This window comes from Citrobacter sp. Cpo032 (assembly GCF_030332975.1).
Taxonomy (GTDB): Bacteria; Pseudomonadota; Gammaproteobacteria; order Enterobacterales; family Enterobacteriaceae; genus Citrobacter; species Citrobacter portucalensis.
Genome location: NZ_JAOWGU010000052.1, coordinates 146,445 through 164,678 on the forward strand (window position 1 = coordinate 146,445; position 18,234 = coordinate 164,678).

Below are 18,234 nucleotides of genomic sequence, written 5' to 3' on the forward strand. Positions count from 1 at the left end.
TTTATAGAGACAAATCCTGCAATCGTTCCGACAACGCGCCAGTAACAGACTGCTCAGCGTCGATATCTTCCTTGACCTGTTGATACCAGGTCGTTTCATCCCACAGCTCAAACTTATTGAACTGCCCAACCAGCATCACTTCTTTCGTTAGCCCTGCGTGTTGCCGCAGAATGGGTGCTATCAGTAATCGACCAGCGTTATCCATCTGACATTCGCTGGCATGACCCAACAATAAGCGCTGTACGCGACGCTCAACTGGATTCATGCTCGACAGACGCGATAGCTTCTGCTCGATTATTTCCCATTCAGGCAGGGGGTACAGCAGCAGGCACGGGTGATGGATGTCAATGGTGCAAACCATTTGACCGGTAGCGCTCTCAAGCAGTTGATCCCGATAACGGGTAGGCACGGATAAGCGCCCTTTACTGTCGAGATTAACTAACGTTGCTCCCCGGAACATGCCAGTCTCACCCCCAATTACCACTTTATCCCACAAATTCCCACTTAAAGGAGTTTACGGAGCGGAGGAAAACCTTGTCAAGCAAGTCGCGGCGCTTAGCGGAGCAAAAAACCCATTGTTTACGGCTAATATCAGCGTTGAACAAATTCCGTACAGCAAACGAAGCAAATTAACGTCATGAATATTTGTAAGAAAAAAATCCAACAACTCATCATTGTTTAAAACAACTGAATATCATCCAAAGAAAATATAAAGTGTCAGTTTGCGACGCGAGCGGCATTTTAGGACAATATGCAGCGAGTTAACAGTACCAGTTAATCGCTCTGTACGCCGCGCAGAGCCGAGGTAAGCCCCAGATAGCCGCAATACGAGAGCAAAGTGTTTGTTAATTCGGCAAATCCATACAAGCATGTAACAAAATAATACAAGCGTAACGCGTCGTTACGTATCAATAACCCAAAAATGGATAGTTGCATTTTTAATTCGGGGTATTTCAAGAATGAATTTCAGATAATTCTAAAGAATATTCTTAAATATAATGCGGTTATTTCTGAGAATAGAAAAATTGAAGACGTCAGAGGCTTATCCCACCGACGTCATCAATTGAGGAAACTTAGTTACGGCTGAGAATACCGCGACGGTACAGATTACGCCGTATACGCGTTAAACCTGGTTTTGGTTTACGCGGTTCGTCCAGACTTGCCAGTACAATCTCCAGCACGCGTTCTGCGACATCACGATGGCGCTGTGCCACTGCCAGTACCGGGCACTGCAGGAAGTCGAGCAGTTCGTGATCGCCAAAAGTCGCAATCGCTAAATCAGACGGCAGTTGCCCGTCACGACGCAGGGTCACATCCATCACGCCCTGCAACAGGGCAAACGACGTGGTAAACAACGCCTGAGGCATTGGGTGCGTTTCCAGCCATTTATCAAACAGCTGCGCAGCCGCTTCCCGCTCATAGCTGTTGGCGTACAGGAAATGGACTTCACGCGGATCGTCCTTCCACGCGGTACGAAAACCCTGTTCGCGCAGGAAGCTGACGGATAATTCAGGAAGCGCGCCCAGATAGAGAACGGTTTCAGCAGGGAATTTGCGTAACTCCTCTGCCAGCATTTCCGCATCATCCTGATCCGCACCCACAACGCTGGTAAAATGTTCGCGATCCAGTGCACGGTCCAGCGCCACAATCGGGAATGAACTGTTTGCCCAGCGTTGGTAGAACGGATGCTCAGGCGGCAAAGAAGTCGACACAATAATGGCATCGACCTGGCGCTGTAAAAGATGCTCAATACAGCGCATTTCGTTATCCGGCTGATCTTCAGAGCAGGCAATCAACAGCTGATACCCACGCTGACGCGCCTGGCGTTCCAGATAGTTTGCGATCCGGGTATAGCTTGTGTTCTCAAGATCCGGGATCACCAGCCCGATAGAACGTGTGCGTCCAGCACGCAGCCCGGCCGCCACGGCATTCGGGTGGTAATTATGCTCACGCACCACCGCCATGACTTTTTCAACCGTTTTGTCGCTTACGCGATATTGCTTTGCTTTGCCATTAATAACGTAGCTTGCAGTCGTTCGCGAAACGCCGGCCAACCGAGCGATTTCATCCAGTTTCACAATTGCCCCTTGCGTAAAATGTACAAACCATAACCTTTTAGATGGCATGGGTTAAACTTCTTAACATCTAAGCGCAGAATAATGACTGCGGCAACCGCTTTTGTCTCTGGTTACTGCTGATTTCGCAAAAAAAAGCGCAGCAGGTAGCATCAGCGGAAGCGGGTTCGTTACCTGCAGGCAGGATAAGGCGTTTATGCCGCTATCCGGCATGACCTCCACGATGAGGCCTGATAGCGCTTTGCTTACCAGGCCTACGGTTGACGATTAGCGCATAATTTTATCGCCACGGGAGAGTCCCACCACACCGGAACGAGCAACTTCCACAATTTTGGCGACTTCACGTAGGGTTGCCAGAAACGCATCCAGCTTGTCGCTGGTGCCCGCCAGTTGTACGGTGTAGATAGACGGCGTCACGTCGATGATTTGCCCGCGGAAAATCTCCGTGTTGCGTTTCACCTCCTCCCGGCCATAACCGCTGGCCTGGATTTTCACCAGCATGATTTCTCGTTCAACGTGGGCACCCTGCCCCAGCTCGCTAACGCGCAGAACATCCACCAGTTTGTGGAGCTGCTTTTCGATCTGCTCAAGGACTTTCTCATCCCCTACCGTCTGAATCGTCATCCGCGATAAGGTCGGGTCATCGGTCGGCGCGACGGTCAGGCTTTCAATGTTGTATCCACGCTGGGCGAAGAGGCCAATCACCCGCGATAATGCACCCGACTCATTTTCCAGTAATACTGATAATATCCGGCGCATAATCAGGTCCTCTCCGTTTTGCTTAGCCACATTTCATCCATCCCGCCCCCACGAATCTGCATCGGGTAGACATGCTCACTGCCGTCGACGGTGACGTCGACAAACACCAGGCGATGGTTACGCACATGCTCCAGCGCTTCACCCAGCTTGCTCTCCAGTTCATCTGGATGATTAATCTGGATACCGATATGCCCATAAGCCTCAGCAAGGCGCACAAAATCGGGCAGCGACTGCATGTAAGACTGGGAGTGACGCCCGGAGTAGATCATGTCCTGCCATTGTTTGACCATGCCGAGATAACGGTTGTTAAGGTTGAGCACCAGCACCGGCAGTTCATACTGCAGCGCCGTCGACAGCTCCTGGATATTCATCTGAATGCTGCCATCCCCAGTGACGCACACTACCGTTTCATGCGGCAACGCCATTTTCACCCCTAACGCCGCGGGTAAACCGAATCCCATCGTGCCGAGGCCGCCTGAGTTAATCCAGCGACGCGGTTTATCGAACGGATAATAAAGTGCGGCAAACATCTGATGCTGGCCAACGTCAGAGGTCACATACGCTTCCCCTTTCGTCAGACGCCAGATGGTTTCAATCACCGCCTGCGGCTTAATGCTTTCGCTTTGCGTGTCGTATTTCAGACACTGACGGGCGCGCCAGTGCTCAATCTGTTGCCACCAGTCACGGTTATCATCCAGTGGCTGCTGTGATTTCTCCTGCTCCAGCAGTTCGAGCATTTGATCCAGCACCAGACGGGCATCACCCACAATCGGAATATCCGCAGTAACGGTTTTAGAAATAGAGGTCGGATCGATGTCGATATGCAGCACGGTCGCATTCGGACAATATTTTGCCAGGTTATTTGTTGTTCGATCGTCAAAGCGAACGCCGACAGCAAAGATCACATCTGAATGATGCATGGTCATATTCGCTTCGTAGGTACCGTGCATCCCTAACATGCCCAGCGCCTGACGATGCGTGGCCGGAAACGCGCCCAACCCCATTAGCGAGGAGACAACCGGCAGATTCAGCGCTTCAGCAATCTGAGCTAACTGCTCATGGCAAGCAGCATTGACCGCGCCACCGCCCACATAGACAACCGGTTTCTTCGCCGCGACCAGCGTCTGTAGCGCCCGTTTGATCTGTCCTTTATGTCCCGTCGTCGTCGGATTATACGAGCGCATACTCACCGAGTCCGGCCAGCTATAAGGCAGTTTCTTCGCCGGATTCAGAATATCCTTCGGCAAATCCACCACCACCGGCCCAGGACGACCGCTTGCTGCCAGCCAGAAGGCTTTTTTCAGCACCTGTGGAATATCTTCCGTTTGTTTGACCAGGAAGCTGTGTTTTACCACCGGGCGGGATATACCTACCATGTCGCACTCCTGGAAGGCATCGTAGCCAATCAGCGACGTTGCGACCTGTCCGGAGAGGATCACCAGCGGAATGGAATCCATGTAAGCCGTTGCGATTCCGGTAATCGCGTTGGTCGCCCCCGGTCCGGAGGTAACTAATACAACCCCCACTTCTCCCGTGGCACGCGCAAGGCCATCAGCCATATGTACCGCCGCTTGTTCATGGCGAACCAGCACATGATCAATACCGCCGACCGTATGCAGCGCATCATAAATGTCGAGAACGGCCCCCCCGGGATAACCGAATACCTGCTTCACACCCTGATCGATGAGCGATCGGACGACCATCTCGGCTCCAGACAACATCTCCATGGCTTGCCTCACTCTTATAATGAATTACGGTTTAACAACACATTAACCGCTGACGATGACGCATGGCAATTGACTCCGAAGGGGTGTCACTGGAGTAAATAAGAATAAAAAGGAGGAAAGACGCGAATAAACGGAGAATTAAACCAGCATAAGCAATCAGTATGATAAATAATCGCTTAAAAATGGGAACTTACAGCAATTACTCTATTTTTTGACACTTTTGGACAGACGTAAAAAATAGAGTTCAGCATAAAATTTCAGTTATAAAGACAAAAGCAGAATAAACAGGATGTATTGTCCGGTTTACTCTGCCAAGTGCTACTGCTTACAAACGGAGACTAACAGCTCTTCCATCCATTGATGTCCTTTATCCCGGCCCGCGGCTTCATGCCAGGAAAGATAGCATGTGCGGCTGTTCAATTTTAACGGTAAAGGTAAGATCTGTAGTTCTAAAGAATCGGCAAATTCTTCTGCTAACCAACGCGGTGCAATAGAGACCAAATGCGTTTGCGACACAATATTAAGAACGCTAATTAATGCCATGCCCTGATAAGCTACGCAGGATTGTTTATCCGGTGTGTCATACCATGGTTGGCTGAATGATGCGAAGCGATCAAGTGACACCACCGCATGCTGTTCATTATAGACATCGCTTTCCAGTAACGGACCACTAATGCGCGGATGCTTTTTACTTGCGACTAACACCATTTCGTCATTGAATAACGGAATACTGGTAAATTCAGGACGACGGAATTCTTCATAGCTAATAACGAATTCAGTTTCCTGGTAACGTAATTGATGCTCTGTATTTTGATTGAGTGAAGATTTAAATACGACATGAATGTTTGGCGCTACTTGCTCAACCCGATTATAAATCAACGACGTCAGGATATTATCCAATGGGCTGCATACGCAAAGATTGAATACGCGCTCGCTGCTGGCTGGCTCAAAACCCGATCCAGGCAGTTCATTTTGCACTAATTGCAATGCCTGGCGAACAGAACCAAATAGCTGGAAGGCTCTTGCTGTCGGCTGGATACCGCGTCCATAACGAACAAAAAGCTCATCATTAAACATCACTTTCAGGCGCGCGACCGCATTACTGACAGCGGGTTGGGACATCCCCAAAGTATGCGCGGCACGGGTAATGTTTTGTTCTTGCATCACCGCATCAAAGACGGTTAATAAATTAAGATCAACCATGCGAAGCTGTGGCTTCCCCATATCTATAATATTTGTTTTATCTATTATTTTTACTTCTGGCATATTTAACTCCACTGTCACTCTAAACTCCCTTTTCCCAGACGGAGTGAAGAAATAATCTCCGTTAATATGATTTACCATACATATAAGATGAGAAAAAGAAAAAACATTAAAATTAGGAAAACATAAAGGCACAAGCCTAAATGAACAAAAAACCAATGCGAGCGCAGTGTGGCAGGTGTCACTGCACGGTGATTCATATGTTTAAATTTCAAAAACAATATAACCATAAGCATGGCGAATATACAATCATACGTATCGTGAATACGTATTTAAGTTTTAATTAAATGTTTATATTATTAATACATTAAAAGTTAACATTAATTTATCAATTATGTGGTGTTACACTGTCCATAGCCATTCACGATTACTATAAAAACAGATAAATCATAAAGATATGAAATCCCAAGAGCGACTTTTTCTTCAGTTCGCCGTTACAATAAATGCAAATAATTATGCTCAAATATGTCAAACCATGAAAAGTATGTACAACCATCAACTGATTAATTTTATGTACTCCGAAAAATTCAGCACAATTCGCTTAAGTTTTGCAGAAACTTCTCCCCTTAAGTAAGGCATTTGCTGGGGTGAGGGTTGACATCAGTCTTCATATCCAGTACCACTAAAAGCATATCGCATTCGCCTGGAGCTTAATTGATGACTTACATTGCTCGTTTTAACGGTCTACTACTACTAAACGCATCTTCATTGCGCGGTAGACTGGTGGACGACATTCAGCATTAAGTCAGCTCCAGTTAAGACAAAAACCCGCGCCGTTGCGCGGGTTTTTTTATGCTCGAAGCAAGGCGCCCTAAGAAACCAAGGACCTAAACCATGAGCCAGCAAGTCATTATTTTCGATACCACCTTACGCGATGGTGAACAGGCGTTACAGGCAAGCCTGAGTGTGAAAGAAAAACTGCAGATTGCGCTGGCCCTTGAGCGTATGGGCGTTGACGTGATGGAAGTAGGATTCCCCGTTTCTTCACCGGGCGACTTTGAGTCAGTTCAGACCATTGCTCGTCAGGTTAAAAACAGCCGCGTTTGCGCCTTAGCCCGCTGCGTAGAAAAAGATATCGACGTCGCTGCAGAATCGCTGAAAGTCGCTGAAGCTTTCCGTATTCATACGTTTATCGCCACCTCGCCGATGCACATCGCGACGAAATTACGCAGTACGCTGGATGAAGTCATTGAGCGCGCGGTCTACATGGTTAAGCGTGCGCGTAATTATACCGATGACGTGGAGTTCTCCTGCGAAGATGCAGGCCGTACCCCTATCGCCGATCTGGCTCGCGTGGTTGAAGCTGCCATTAACGCGGGTGCTAAAACCATTAACATCCCTGATACCGTCGGTTACACCATGCCTTTCGAATTTGGGGCAATCATTTCTGGCTTGTATGAACGCGTACCAAATATCGATAAAGCCATCATCTCCGTACACACCCATGATGATTTAGGTTTGGGCGTAGGCAACGCACTGGCAGCCGTTCACGCCGGAGCGCGTCAGGTGGAAGGCGCGATGAACGGTATCGGCGAACGCGCCGGTAACTGCTCACTGGAAGAAGTGATCATGGCGATCAAGGTGCGTAAAGATATCCTGAATGTACAGACCCGCATCAATCACCAGGAGATCTGGCGTACCAGTCAGTTAGTCAGCCAAATCTGCAACATGCCAATTCCGGCAAACAAAGCCATTGTCGGTAGCGGCGCCTTTGCCCACTCCTCCGGCATCCATCAGGACGGCGTACTGAAAAACCGTGAAAACTACGAAATCATGACGCCTGAATCCATTGGTCTGAACCAGGTACAGCTGAACCTGACCTCCCGTTCCGGACGCGCCGCGGTGAAACACCGTATGGACGAGATGGGATATAAAGAAAATGAATATAGCCTGGACAACCTGTACGACGCATTCCTGAAACTGGCGGACAAAAAAGGTCAGGTATTTGATTACGACCTGGAAGCGCTGGCCTTCATTAATAAACAGCAGGAAGAACCGGAGCATTTCCGTCTGGATTACTTCAGCGTGCAGTCCGGCTCCAATGACATCGCCACCGCCTCCGTCAAGCTGGCCTGCGGTGAAGAAGTTAAAGCCGAAGCGGCGAACGGTAACGGTCCAGTCGATGCTATTTATCAGGCTATCAACCGTGTAACTGAGTACAACATCGAACTGGTGAAATACAGCCTGACCGCCAAAGGGCACGGTAAAGATGCGCTGGGTCAGGTGGATATCGTTGCCAACTATAACGGTCGTCGTTTCCACGGCGTCGGTCTGGCGACAGATATCGTCGAATCTTCTGCTAAAGCGATGGTGCATGTGCTGAACAACATCTGGCGCGCCGAAGAAGTCGAAAAAGAATTGCAACGCAAAGCTCAGAACAACGAGAACAACAAGGAAACCGTGTGATGTCGAAGAATTATCATATTGCTGTTTTGCCGGGTGACGGTATTGGCCCGGAAGTGATGGCGCAAGCCCTGAAGGTACTGGACGCAATCCGTAACCGTTTTAACATGCGCATTACCACCAGCCACTACGACGTGGGTGGTGCCGCGATCGATAACCACGGTCAGCCGCTGCCACCTGCAACAGTTGAAGGCTGTGAACAAGCTGACGCCATTCTGTTTGGCTCCGTTGGCGGCCCGAAATGGGAAAACTTACCGCCAAACCAGCAGCCAGAGCGTGGCGCACTGCTGCCATTGCGTAAGCACTTCAAATTATTCAGCAACCTGCGCCCGGCTAAGCTCTACCAGGGACTGGAAGCGTTTTGCCCTCTGCGCGCAGATATTGCCGCGAACGGTTTCGACATCCTGTGCGTACGCGAACTGACTGGCGGGATTTACTTCGGTCAACCAAAAGGCCGCGAAGGCAGCGGACAACATGAAAAAGCCTTTGATACCGAGGTTTATCACCGTTTCGAGATCGAACGTATTGCGCGTATCGCGTTTGAATCCGCTCGCAAACGTCGCCGTAAAGTTACGTCGATTGATAAAGCTAACGTACTGCAAACGTCTATTCTATGGCGCGAAATTGTCAATGAAATTGCTAATGAATACCCGGACGTTGAACTGGCGCATATGTACATCGACAACGCGACAATGCAATTAATTAAAGATCCATCCCAGTTCGACGTGTTGCTGTGCTCTAACCTGTTCGGTGACATTCTGTCTGATGAGTGCGCCATGATCACCGGTTCAATGGGCATGTTACCGTCCGCCAGCCTGAATGAGCAGGGCTTCGGTTTGTACGAGCCTGCTGGCGGCTCCGCTCCGGACATCGCCGGGAAAAATATTGCCAACCCTATCGCCCAGATCCTGTCGCTGGCGCTGCTGCTGCGCTACAGCCTGGATGCCAATGATGCGGCAACCGCAATTGAGAGCGCCATCAACCGCGCATTAGAAGAAGGCATTCGCACCGGTGACTTAGCCCGTGGCGCTGCCGCAGTCAGTACCGATGAAATGGGCGACATCATTGCCCGTTACGTCGCAGAAGGGGTGTAATCATGGCCAAAACGTTGTACGAAAAATTGTTTGATGCGCACGTCGTCTTTGAGGCGCAAAACGAAACCCCACTGTTGTACATCGACAGGCATCTGGTGCATGAAGTGACCTCTCCGCAGGCGTTTGATGGTCTGCGCGCGCATGGCCGTCAGGTGCGCCAGCCAGCTAAAACCTTTGCCACCATGGATCACAACGTCTCTACCCAGACCAAAGATATCAACGCGTCGGGTGAGATGGCGCGCATCCAGATGCAGGAGCTGATTAAGAACTGTAACGAATTTGGCGTCGAGCTGTACGACCTGAACCATCCGTATCAGGGTATCGTTCACGTGATGGGGCCAGAACAAGGCGTAACGTTGCCGGGTATGACCATCGTCTGCGGCGATTCCCACACCGCTACACACGGCGCGTTCGGCGCACTGGCATTTGGCATTGGCACCTCTGAAGTTGAACACGTTCTGGCGACGCAGACCCTGAAACAGGGGCGCGCCAAAACCATGAAGATTGAAGTCAACGGTAAAGCAGCCCCTGGCATTACCGCCAAAGATATCGTGCTGGCGATTATCGGTAAAACCGGTAGCGCAGGCGGTACCGGACACGTGGTTGAGTTTTGTGGCGAAGCCATCCGTGCATTGAGCATGGAAGGCCGGATGACCCTGTGCAACATGGCCATTGAAATGGGTGCTAAAGCGGGTCTGGTTGCACCGGATGAAACAACCTTTAACTATGTGCAGGGTCGTTTACACGCACCGAAGGGCGAGGATTTTGACCACGCGGTTACATACTGGAAAACGCTGAAAACCGACGACAACGCGACGTTTGATACCGTCGTTACCCTGCAGGCAGAAGAGATCGCACCGCAGGTCACCTGGGGAACAAACCCGGGTCAGGTCATCTCGGTGAACGATAATATTCCCGACCCGGCGTCATTTGCCGATCCCGTTGAGCGCGCATCGGCTGAAAAAGCGCTGGCGTATATGGGGCTGAAACCGGGTATTCCGTTAACGGAAGTGGCTATCGATAAAGTGTTCATCGGTTCCTGCACCAACTCGCGTATTGAAGATTTACGCGCCGCGGCAGAAATCGCCAAAGGGCGCAAAGTTGCGCCGGGTGTGCAGGCACTGGTGGTGCCGGGCTCTGGTCCGGTGAAAGCGCAGGCGGAAGCAGAAGGTCTGGATAAGATCTTTATCGAAGCCGGTTTTGAATGGCGTTTACCGGGCTGTTCCATGTGCCTGGCGATGAACAATGACCGCCTGAACCCAGGCGAACGCTGCGCATCCACCAGCAACCGTAATTTTGAAGGTCGTCAGGGCCGCGGTGGTCGCACGCATTTAGTCAGCCCGGCCATGGCCGCCGCTGCCGCCGTAACCGGTCATTTTGCCGACATTCGCAGCATCAAATAAGGAAACTACCATGGCAGAGAAATTTACCCAGCATACCGGCCTGGTTGTCCCACTGGATGCCGCCAACGTTGATACCGACGCAATTATCCCTAAACAGTTTTTGCAGAAGGTTACGCGCACCGGTTTTGGCGCCCATCTGTTTAACGACTGGCGTTTTCTGGACGAAAAGGGCCAACAGCCGAATCCTGAGTTCGTTTTAAACTTCCCGGAATATAAAGGGGCATCAATTCTGCTCGCACGGGAAAACTTTGGCTGCGGCTCTTCACGCGAACATGCGCCGTGGGCACTGACCGATTACGGCTTTAAAGTGGTGATCGCACCAAGCTTCGCCGACATCTTCTACGGCAACAGTTTCAATAACCAACTGTTGCCGGTGACCCTGAGCGACGCGCAGGTAGATGAAATGTTCGCGCTGGTGAAAGCCAATCCGGGCATTAAATTTGAAGTGGATCTGGAAGCGCAGGTGGTGAAAGCAGGCGATAAGTCCTACAGCTTTAAAATTGACGACTTCCGCCGCCACTGCATGCTGAACGGTCTGGACAGCATCGGGCTGACGCTGCAACATGAAGCGGCCATCACCGAGTACGAAGACAAGCAGCCAGCATTTATGCAGTAATCTCTTCCGCTGGTCACCGCACGGTGACCAGCCCCTTCTCTTCGCCTACAGCGTATCGCCGTAATAGATTTGGTAGCCAAGATTGACGCTGCCCGGCGCATCTTTCCCGTTCAAACGCTTAATCAGAATATCCGCCGCCGTTTTGCCAATCTCAAAGCGTGGCGTAATCACGCTGGCGATTTTTTGCAGCCGCGCACGGCCAATTTCCAGCCCATGGAAACCGGCAATCGCCATTTTTCCCGGCACATCGTACTGCTGTGCCTGACACTCCAGCAGCGCGCCAACCGCCAGGTCATCGTTGGTACAGAAAATGGCGTCAATATCCGGCTTTTCCGCCATCGCCTGCTGGAACATCTTGCGGCCCAGCGCCACCGACGAAATAGTTTTTGGCGCCAGGTGGTACGCTTCCAGTCCCTGCGCCGCCAGCGCTTTCTCGGTGCCGCGAAAACGGCTAAGGTCTCGGGGGTCATCCATCGAGCCAAAGAAAGCAATGCTGCGTTTACCGCTGTCGATAAAAGCCTGCGTCATTTCAAACGCGGCTTTTTCGTTATCAAACCCAACCTGAATATCAAGATACTGGCCGCTAATATCCATCAGTTCCGCCACCGGTACGCCGCTGGCGCGCACGTACTGGATCATCCGCTCGGTATGCAGCTTTCCCGTGAGGATCAGGCCGTCAATATTGTAAGAGAGCAGGTTCAGCACCTCGCGTTCTTCACGCTCGGCATCATATTCGTAGTTGGCGATCAGCGTCTGGTACTGGCAGGCCGAGGTGACTGATTCAATCCCTGCAAGCACGTCGGCAAAGATCTGATTACGAAACGAGGGGATCAGCACACCAATGGTTTTGCTACGTGCGTTGAGCAGAATTTCCGGGGCACGGTTGGGGATGTAGTTGTTCTCTTCCATCACTTTCGAAATCAATTCGCGGCTGCGTTGCGACACCTGATTCGGGTCACGCAGATAACGGCTGACCGTCATCTTATTCAGCCCGGCCAGATTAGCGATATCCTGTAATGTCATCCGATTGTTTTTCATGAGGTTCTCTACGACCAACAGCCCATTATGCTCGCAGAGAACCTTATCACAGCCGGTTAGCGACTGCACTCCTCGCTCAACCTTAACGCGTAGCCATCTCAGCCGACGGCGACGTGGTTTCATTTTGCGCACGAACGCAGTACATCAGCACCACCGACGCCAGCAGAGCAATCGCCATGAAGGTGTAGGAGACGCCCGGCCCGCCGGTCACACCGTTGAGATAACCCACCAGCCACGCGCCGAGGAATGCCCCTAACGCACCAAAACTGTTGATCATCCCCATCGACACGCCGGAGACGTTGCGCGGCAGCAGTTCGGGGATCAGCGCAAAGAACGGCCCGTAAGGCGCATACATACAGGCGGCGGCCACAACCAGCAGCGCGTAGGAGAGCCAGAAGGACTGGTTGCCCAACAGCCACGAGGCAAAAAACGCGATGGCGGCAATCAACAGCAGCGGCCAGATAAACAGCTTACGGTTCTGGAACTTATCGGACAGCCAGGAGACGGTCAACATCAGGCAGATCGCCGCCAGATACGGTACCGCTGCCAGCCAGCCCACCGCCACGATGTCCATCTGCGCCGCATTTTTGAGGATTGACGGCATCCACATCATGAAGCCATACACCCCGATGCTCCACAGCGCATGCACCGCGCAAAGCATAATGACGCTGCGTGAACGCATCGCTTCACCGTAGTTACGCATCGGTTTGATGTCGCGCTGCTCGCGATCCATCGCCTGCTGTAATGCCTGTTTCTCCTGCTCGCTCAACCAGCCCGCATCCGCCGGTTTGTCCCGTACCAGAATCACCCAGCAGAACGCCCAGATCACCGCCGGGATACCTTCGATAATAAACATTTCGCGCCAGCCCCAGGCTTCAATCAGGTAGCCGGAGACAATCGACATCCACAGCACTGTGACCGGGTTGCCGAGAATTAAAAAGGTGTTGGCGCGCGAGCGTTCAGTTTTGGTAAACCAGTTGCTGATATAAATCAGCATCGCGGGCATCACCGCTGCTTCGACGATGCCGAGAATAAAGCGGATCGCCATCAGCGTTGGGATATTGCTGACAAAGCCGGTCGCCGCGGCACAAAGCCCCCAAAGGATCAGGCTGTAAAAAATCATTTTGCGCACGCTACGCTTAACGGCGTACATCGCGCCCGGCACCTGGAAAAAGAAATAGCCCAGGAAGAATAACGCGCCAATTAACGATGCTGTTCCCTGAGTAATTCCTAAGTCATGTTCAATACCGGCGGCAGCGGCAAAGCCGTAATTGGCGCGGTCGAGATAAGCTAAGCTGTAGGTAATAAAAATAATCGGCATTAAATACCACCAGCGACGCGCTGGCAGTTTTGCGAGCATATTCATACTCACTCCTTGGATTATTGTTTTCGCTCAGGCCGCGCGTTGCGGCCCATTATTGATCAGACCGCGGCGAGCATGCCGCCGTCCACAAACAGAAGATGCCCATTCACAAAGTCAGAAGCGGGCGCGGCAAGATAAACCGCCGCGCCGATCAGCTCTTCCGGGTTACCCCAGCGAGCGGCAGGTGTGCGCTGGAACAGCCAGGCGGAGAATGCTTCATCGTTGACCAGCGCGGTGGTCATGTCGGTAGCGAAATAGCCGGGAGCAATGCCGTTGACCTGAATATTGTATTCCGCCAGTTCCACGCACATGCCACGGGTTAACATTTTGACCGCGCCTTTTGACGCCGCGTATGGAGTAATGGTTTTACGACCTAATTCGCTTTGCATTGAGCAGATATTAATAATCTTCCCGCGGCGGCGTTGCACCATGTAGCGGGAAACCTGCTGCGACACCAGAAAGACCGATTTCTGGTTTACATCAATCACTTTGTCCCATTCAGCCTCCGGGAATTCGGTGAAGGGATAACGACGCTGAATTCCGGCGTTGTTAATTAAAATATCAATGGCCCCAACTTCCTTTTCAATTTGCGCGATGGCGCGCGCCACCTCTTCCCCGTTGGTGACATCAAATCCATAGCCAACAGCGCGATAGCCTTCGGCCACCAGTTTGTCCGCCGCCGCCTGAGCGCGCTGCTGGGTAATATCGTTAATCACAATCTCAGCACCGTGCGCCGCCAGACCGTTGGCCAGCAGGTTACCAATGCCCTGAGCGGAACCGGTAATCAGCGCGCGTTTGCCGGTCAAGTCGAATAGGTTTTTCATAAAAAAACTCCTTTTTTAATAACTGTTACGCGTAACTGTATACGCGTAACAGTAGAAAAAAGAAGATCAAGGAAGAGGAAAATGATCGTTATGTGATCAGCATTACATTTACGTGCAAGATGAAAAAAAGAGGGATTGGCCTGATAAGCGTAACGCGATCAGGCCGTAAAGACAGGTTGCCGGATGGCGGCGTAAACGCCTTATCCGGCCTACAAAAACGACAAAAGCGAATACGAAATGTCGCCCGGCCGAGCACAGCGACGCCGGGACTGCACCGGACTAAACATCCTTCACCCGCCCGGTCATCCATAGCGTCACCACCGAAATCACCGCAATCACCCAATAGACGGCATAGTGACCGTAGCTTTGCGCAACAGCCCCCTGAATCACCCCTGCCAGAATGACTCCCGTTGAAATACTGTTGGTAAATAATGTGGTCGCTGACCCCGCACGTCCGGGCATCAGATCCTGAAACCACAGCATGCCTATCCCGGCGATAATACCGATAAATACCGCGTTAAACAGTTGCAGCACCAGCAGCGCCGTACGGCTGTGAAAGAAGATCAAACCAAGATAAAACAGCACGCCTGCCGCGACGGCCGCGATCATCATTCGCCGTTTGCCAAAGCGCTTCACGTAATAGCCCGCCAGAATCATCGCCGGAATTTCCAGCCCAGCCGCCGTCCCCATTAGAATCCCGGCCAGCTTGTCCGGCAAGCCCAGTTCGAGGCTTATCCACAGCGGCATATCGATGATGTACATGGTGTTGCAGGTCCACATCAGCGTGGAGGCAATAAACAACATACGCACATTTTTGTCCTGCCAACCACCGGTCTGTTCCAGCGGCACGTCTACAGGCTGCTCCACCCGAGCAACTGACGGCAGTATCAGCGCAATCAGCACCAGGCTAATGGCAAAAATCCCTGCGGCAATGGAAAACATCGCCGTAAAGCCGTAATTCAGCGCCAGCATAAAAGCCAGCGGTGGGCCAACTACCCAGGCCAGTGAAAGCTGCGCACGCATCACCGAGCTAAACATCACCACTTCACGCGCGGAGTTATCAGCATATTCCCGCGCCAGCGCAAACAGCTGCGGCATGGCGGTGTTCGCCAGCGAGGCCAGCAGCACACCGCAGGTGATCAGCGTAAGATAGTGACGATTAAAGGCAAACAGCAACGCATTGCCAATTGCCATCAGGCAGCAGAACATGATCAACTTACGTCGATCGCCCTGGCTGTCGGATCGTTTCGCGAGGCCAAGGCTGACGACGATCCCGACAATCGCATTGACGGTGTAAAACAGCCCGACCCAAAATGGCTGCGCCCCGACTTCACGGCTCAGGAACAGACTCAGCGTGGGTGCCTGCAATGCCCCCGCCACGCCCATCATAAAAGCGACCAGCATAAATGCCGCGTAAACGCCGTTGAGGCGCCGTCCCATGGTCATAATCCAGAGCATTGTTATCCCTATTGGCTGAGCTGATACGAAAAAAGCCAGCAGAAAAAATCTGCTGGCGGGTGATTTTACACCAATACTCAGTCACACATGATGTCTGCAATTTCCAATTCAGGAGTCAGATGTCATCTCCCACTGCATCAGCTCTTCGAGCATCTTTAAGCGCTGCGGGGCACTCAGGCAAGCCAACCAGGACGATTTTTCTGTCGCGGTAAAGTACTTCAACCAGAACTGACGCATAGATGACCCCTTCGTTGTCTCATCGCTTCATCGGAATCTATTATTGGCTTAATATAGGGATTATAAAATTGCTGAGTTTTCCGCAGGAGTTCCCCTTTTATGTCTTCTGGTCGTTTGCAACAACAGTTCATCCGTCTGTGGCAATGCTGTGACGGCAAGACGCAAGACACGACGCTCAACGAGCTGGCGGATCTGCTGAGCTGCTCGCGCCGCCATATGCGTACGCTGCTTAATACCATGCAGGATCGTGGCTGGTTAACGTGGGAAGCTGAAGTTGGACGAGGTAAACGCTCGCGACTGACATTCCTCTATACCGGGCTGGCGCTCCAGCAGCAGCGCGCGGAAGACCTACTGGAACAGGATCGCATCGATCAACTGGTGCAACTTGTTGGTGACAAAACGGCCGTCCGGCAAATGCTGGTCTCCCATCTGGGTCGCAGCTTTCGCCAGGGTCGGCATATCATGCGCGTTCTCTATTATCGCCCGATGCACAACTTGCTCCCCGGTACGGCATTACGCCGCTCCGAAACCCATATCGCCCGCCAAATCTTCAGTGCCTTAATTCGGGTAAATGAGGAAAATGGGGAACTGGAAGCGGACATTGCCCATCACTGGCAGCAAATTTCACCTTTGCATTGGCGATTCTTCCTGCGCCCGGGGATCCATTTTCATCATGGCCGCGAGCTGGAAATGGAAGATGTTATCGCCTCGCTGAGGCGCATTAACGCCCTGCCGCTGTACTCACACATCACGCAGATCGTCTCTCCCACGGCCTGGACGCTGGATATCCATCTGGCCCAGCCAGATCGCTGGCTTCCCTGGCTATTGGGGCAGGTCCCCGCCATGATCCTGCCGCGAGAATGGGAAACGCTAAACAACTTCTCCAGTCACCCGATTGGTACCGGTCCGTATGCGGTAATGCGCAACACCAATAACCAACTGAAAATTCATGCATTTGATGATTACTTTGGCTACCGGGCCTTGATCGACGAAGTTAACGTTTGGGTATTACCCGATATCGGAGAAGAGCCTGGCGGCGGGTTGACGCTAAAAGGCCCCACAGAGGATGAAAAGGCGATCGAAAGCCGCCTCGAAGAAGGCTGCTACTACCTGCTGTTTGATGCGCGTAGCCACCGTGGCGCTAATCAGGAGGTACGCGAGTGGGCAAGCCGCGTTCTCTCACCAACGAATTTAATTTGCCACGCCGACGAACAGTACCAGCGACTGTGGTTTCCCGCGTATGGTTTGCTTCCCCGCTGGCATCACGCCAAACCAGGCCATGGTGAAAAACCCGCCGGGCTGGAAACGCTGACAATCACCTACTATCGCGATCATATCGAACACCGGATTATCGCGCAGATCATGAAAACGTTGCTGGCGCAGCATCAGGTACAGTTGAATATTCAGGAGATCGACTACGATCAGTGGCATGCAGGTGAAATCGTCAGCGATATCTGGCTCAACAGCGCCAACTTTACCCTCCCGCTGGACTTCTCACTGTTCGCCCATTTGTGCGAAGTCCCTTTGCTGCAAAACTGTATCTCGCGTGACTGGGAAAACGATGCGGCTCGCTGGCGAACGGGCGTAATGAGCCTGGCGGCATGGTGCCAACAACTGCTCGCCACAAAGGCCATTGTGCCGTTGATCCACCACTGGCTGATCATTCAGGGACAGCGAAGCATGCGCGGGCTGCGCATGAATACCCTCGGCTGGTTTGATTTTAAATCGGCATGGTTTGCGCCGCCGGATCCTTAATTGCTGCTGAGCAACAAAATCATTACACTAACGCCGTTCTCAACGGGGTGCTAAATAAAAAACATACACAAGATCATTCATGATGCATCAAGGCGGCAAGCGAGTGAGTCCCCAGGAGCATAGATAACTATGTGACTGGGGTGAGCGAGCGCTGCCAACACAGAGGCAGCGTGAATGATGAAGTGTATGGGCTGAGAGATACCCGTCGAACCTGATCCG

16 protein-coding genes are annotated in these 18,234 nt (G+C 51.8%); 6 read left to right on the top strand and 10 right to left on the bottom strand.

Annotated features, from left to right (window positions below):
* Position 1 precedes the first annotated feature (1 nt).
* From mraZ to leuO, 5 genes are all read right to left on the bottom strand, one after another.
* On the bottom strand, positions 2–460 hold the full coding sequence (mraZ, locus tag OGY33_RS22740; protein WP_003018792.1) for a division/cell wall cluster transcriptional repressor MraZ: 459 nt from the start codon (positions 458–460) through the stop codon (positions 2–4).
* Between the two features lie 613 nt (positions 461–1,073).
* The gene (gene cra / locus OGY33_RS22745; protein WP_003018794.1) at positions 1,074–2,078 is read right to left on the bottom strand and encodes a catabolite repressor/activator; all 1,005 of its coding nucleotides are present in this window, start codon (positions 2,076–2,078) and stop codon (positions 1,074–1,076) included.
* A gap of 264 nt (positions 2,079–2,342) precedes the next feature.
* The gene (ilvN, locus tag OGY33_RS22750) at positions 2,343–2,834 is read right to left on the bottom strand and encodes an acetolactate synthase small subunit (protein WP_003829566.1); all 492 of its coding nucleotides are present in this window, start codon (positions 2,832–2,834) and stop codon (positions 2,343–2,345) included.
* Between the two features lie 2 nt (positions 2,835–2,836).
* Positions 2,837–4,561, bottom strand: coding sequence for an acetolactate synthase 3 large subunit (gene ilvI, locus OGY33_RS22755; RefSeq protein ID WP_103014392.1), 1,725 nt, complete (start codon positions 4,559–4,561; stop codon positions 2,837–2,839).
* Between the two features lie 318 nt (positions 4,562–4,879).
* Positions 4,880–5,827, bottom strand: a complete 948-nt coding sequence (leuO, locus tag OGY33_RS22760; protein ID WP_020996231.1) for a transcriptional regulator LeuO — start codon at positions 5,825–5,827, stop codon at positions 4,880–4,882.
* A gap of 654 nt (positions 5,828–6,481) precedes the next feature.
* Between leuO and leuL the strand changes: the two genes are divergently transcribed.
* The 5 genes from leuL (at position 6,482) to leuD (ending at position 11,340) form a co-directional block, all read left to right on the top strand.
* Complete coding sequence (gene leuL / locus OGY33_RS22765; protein WP_048998978.1) at positions 6,482–6,568, top strand: leu operon leader peptide; 87 nt, start codon at positions 6,482–6,484, stop codon at positions 6,566–6,568.
* A 90-nt stretch (positions 6,569–6,658) separates the two neighbouring features.
* Positions 6,659–8,230, top strand: coding sequence for a 2-isopropylmalate synthase (leuA, locus tag OGY33_RS22770; protein ID WP_003829569.1), 1,572 nt, complete (start codon positions 6,659–6,661; stop codon positions 8,228–8,230).
* On the top strand, positions 8,230–9,321 hold the full coding sequence (leuB, locus tag OGY33_RS22775; RefSeq protein ID WP_003829570.1) for a 3-isopropylmalate dehydrogenase: 1,092 nt from the start codon (positions 8,230–8,232) through the stop codon (positions 9,319–9,321). The genes leuA and leuB overlap by 1 nt, the downstream gene beginning before the upstream one ends.
* A gap of 2 nt (positions 9,322–9,323) precedes the next feature.
* Entirely contained in the window at positions 9,324–10,724 is a 1,401-nt protein-coding gene (gene leuC, locus OGY33_RS22780) for a 3-isopropylmalate dehydratase large subunit (protein ID WP_191238861.1), read from the top strand.
* Positions 10,725–10,734: 10 nt separating this feature from the next.
* Complete coding sequence (gene leuD / locus OGY33_RS22785; RefSeq protein ID WP_003829572.1) at positions 10,735–11,340, top strand: 3-isopropylmalate dehydratase small subunit; 606 nt, start codon at positions 10,735–10,737, stop codon at positions 11,338–11,340.
* 45 nt (positions 11,341–11,385) lie between these two features.
* On the opposite strand, the gene idnR is transcribed toward leuD, so the two are convergent.
* The 5 genes from idnR to sgrT all read right to left on the bottom strand — a co-directional run bounded on the left by idnR (position 11,386) and on the right by sgrT (position 16,260).
* Positions 11,386–12,378: a DNA-binding transcriptional regulator IdnR gene (gene idnR, locus OGY33_RS22790; protein WP_032944294.1), complete on the bottom strand. Its 993-nt coding sequence runs from the start codon at positions 12,376–12,378 to the stop codon at positions 11,386–11,388.
* A gap of 82 nt (positions 12,379–12,460) precedes the next feature.
* Entirely contained in the window at positions 12,461–13,744 is a 1,284-nt protein-coding gene (locus OGY33_RS22795; protein ID WP_048227099.1) for an MFS transporter, read from the bottom strand.
* 56 nt (positions 13,745–13,800) lie between these two features.
* Entirely contained in the window at positions 13,801–14,565 is a 765-nt protein-coding gene (idnO, locus tag OGY33_RS22800) for a gluconate 5-dehydrogenase (RefSeq protein ID WP_003829575.1), read from the bottom strand.
* Between the two features lie 279 nt (positions 14,566–14,844).
* Positions 14,845–16,023 carry a sugar efflux transporter gene (locus OGY33_RS22805; RefSeq protein WP_048214949.1) on the bottom strand — a complete coding sequence of 393 codons (1,179 nt, stop codon included), beginning with the start codon at positions 16,021–16,023 and terminating at the stop codon, positions 14,845–14,847.
* Between the two features lie 108 nt (positions 16,024–16,131).
* A complete protein-coding gene (sgrT, locus tag OGY33_RS22810; RefSeq protein ID WP_020996233.1) occupies positions 16,132–16,260 on the bottom strand; it encodes a glucose uptake inhibitor SgrT in 129 nt (42 codons plus the stop codon).
* 99 nt (positions 16,261–16,359) lie between these two features.
* On the opposite strand from sgrT, the gene sgrR reads away from it, so the two are divergent.
* Complete coding sequence (gene sgrR, locus OGY33_RS22815) at positions 16,360–18,015, top strand: HTH-type transcriptional regulator SgrR (protein ID WP_191238862.1); 1,656 nt, start codon at positions 16,360–16,362, stop codon at positions 18,013–18,015.
* The last annotated feature ends 219 nt before the right edge of the window (positions 18,016–18,234 follow it).

What these genes read in the sequence shown, in the direction of transcription:
- leuO (WP_020996231.1), bottom strand. Translation starts at nt 5,827, where the DNA reads ATGCCAGAAGTAAAAATAATAGATAAAACAAATATTATAGATATGGGG.
- OGY33_RS22795 (WP_048227099.1), bottom strand. Translation starts at nt 13,744, where the DNA reads ATGAATATGCTCGCAAAACTGCCAGCGCGTCGCTGGTGGTATTTAATG.
- sgrR (WP_191238862.1), top strand. Translation starts at nt 16,360, where the DNA reads ATGTCTTCTGGTCGTTTGCAACAACAGTTCATCCGTCTGTGGCAATGC.
- leuB (WP_003829570.1), top strand. Translation starts at nt 8,230, where the DNA reads ATGTCGAAGAATTATCATATTGCTGTTTTGCCGGGTGACGGTATTGGC.
- idnR (WP_032944294.1), bottom strand. Translation starts at nt 12,378, where the DNA reads ATGAAAAACAATCGGATGACATTACAGGATATCGCTAATCTGGCCGGG.
- mraZ (WP_003018792.1), bottom strand. Translation starts at nt 460, where the DNA reads ATGTTCCGGGGAGCAACGTTAGTTAATCTCGACAGTAAAGGGCGCTTA.
- leuL (WP_048998978.1), top strand. Translation starts at nt 6,482, where the DNA reads ATGACTTACATTGCTCGTTTTAACGGTCTACTACTACTAAACGCATCT.
- ilvN (WP_003829566.1), bottom strand. Translation starts at nt 2,834, where the DNA reads ATGCGCCGGATATTATCAGTATTACTGGAAAATGAGTCGGGTGCATTA.
- idnO (WP_003829575.1), bottom strand. Translation starts at nt 14,565, where the DNA reads ATGAAAAACCTATTCGACTTGACCGGCAAACGCGCGCTGATTACCGGT.
- ilvI (WP_103014392.1), bottom strand. Translation starts at nt 4,561, where the DNA reads ATGGAGATGTTGTCTGGAGCCGAGATGGTCGTCCGATCGCTCATCGAT.
- sgrT (WP_020996233.1), bottom strand. Translation starts at nt 16,260, where the DNA reads ATGCGTCAGTTCTGGTTGAAGTACTTTACCGCGACAGAAAAATCGTCC.
- leuC (WP_191238861.1), top strand. Translation starts at nt 9,324, where the DNA reads ATGGCCAAAACGTTGTACGAAAAATTGTTTGATGCGCACGTCGTCTTT.
- leuD (WP_003829572.1), top strand. Translation starts at nt 10,735, where the DNA reads ATGGCAGAGAAATTTACCCAGCATACCGGCCTGGTTGTCCCACTGGAT.
- OGY33_RS22805 (WP_048214949.1), bottom strand. Translation starts at nt 16,023, where the DNA reads ATGCTCTGGATTATGACCATGGGACGGCGCCTCAACGGCGTTTACGCG.
- leuA (WP_003829569.1), top strand. Translation starts at nt 6,659, where the DNA reads ATGAGCCAGCAAGTCATTATTTTCGATACCACCTTACGCGATGGTGAA.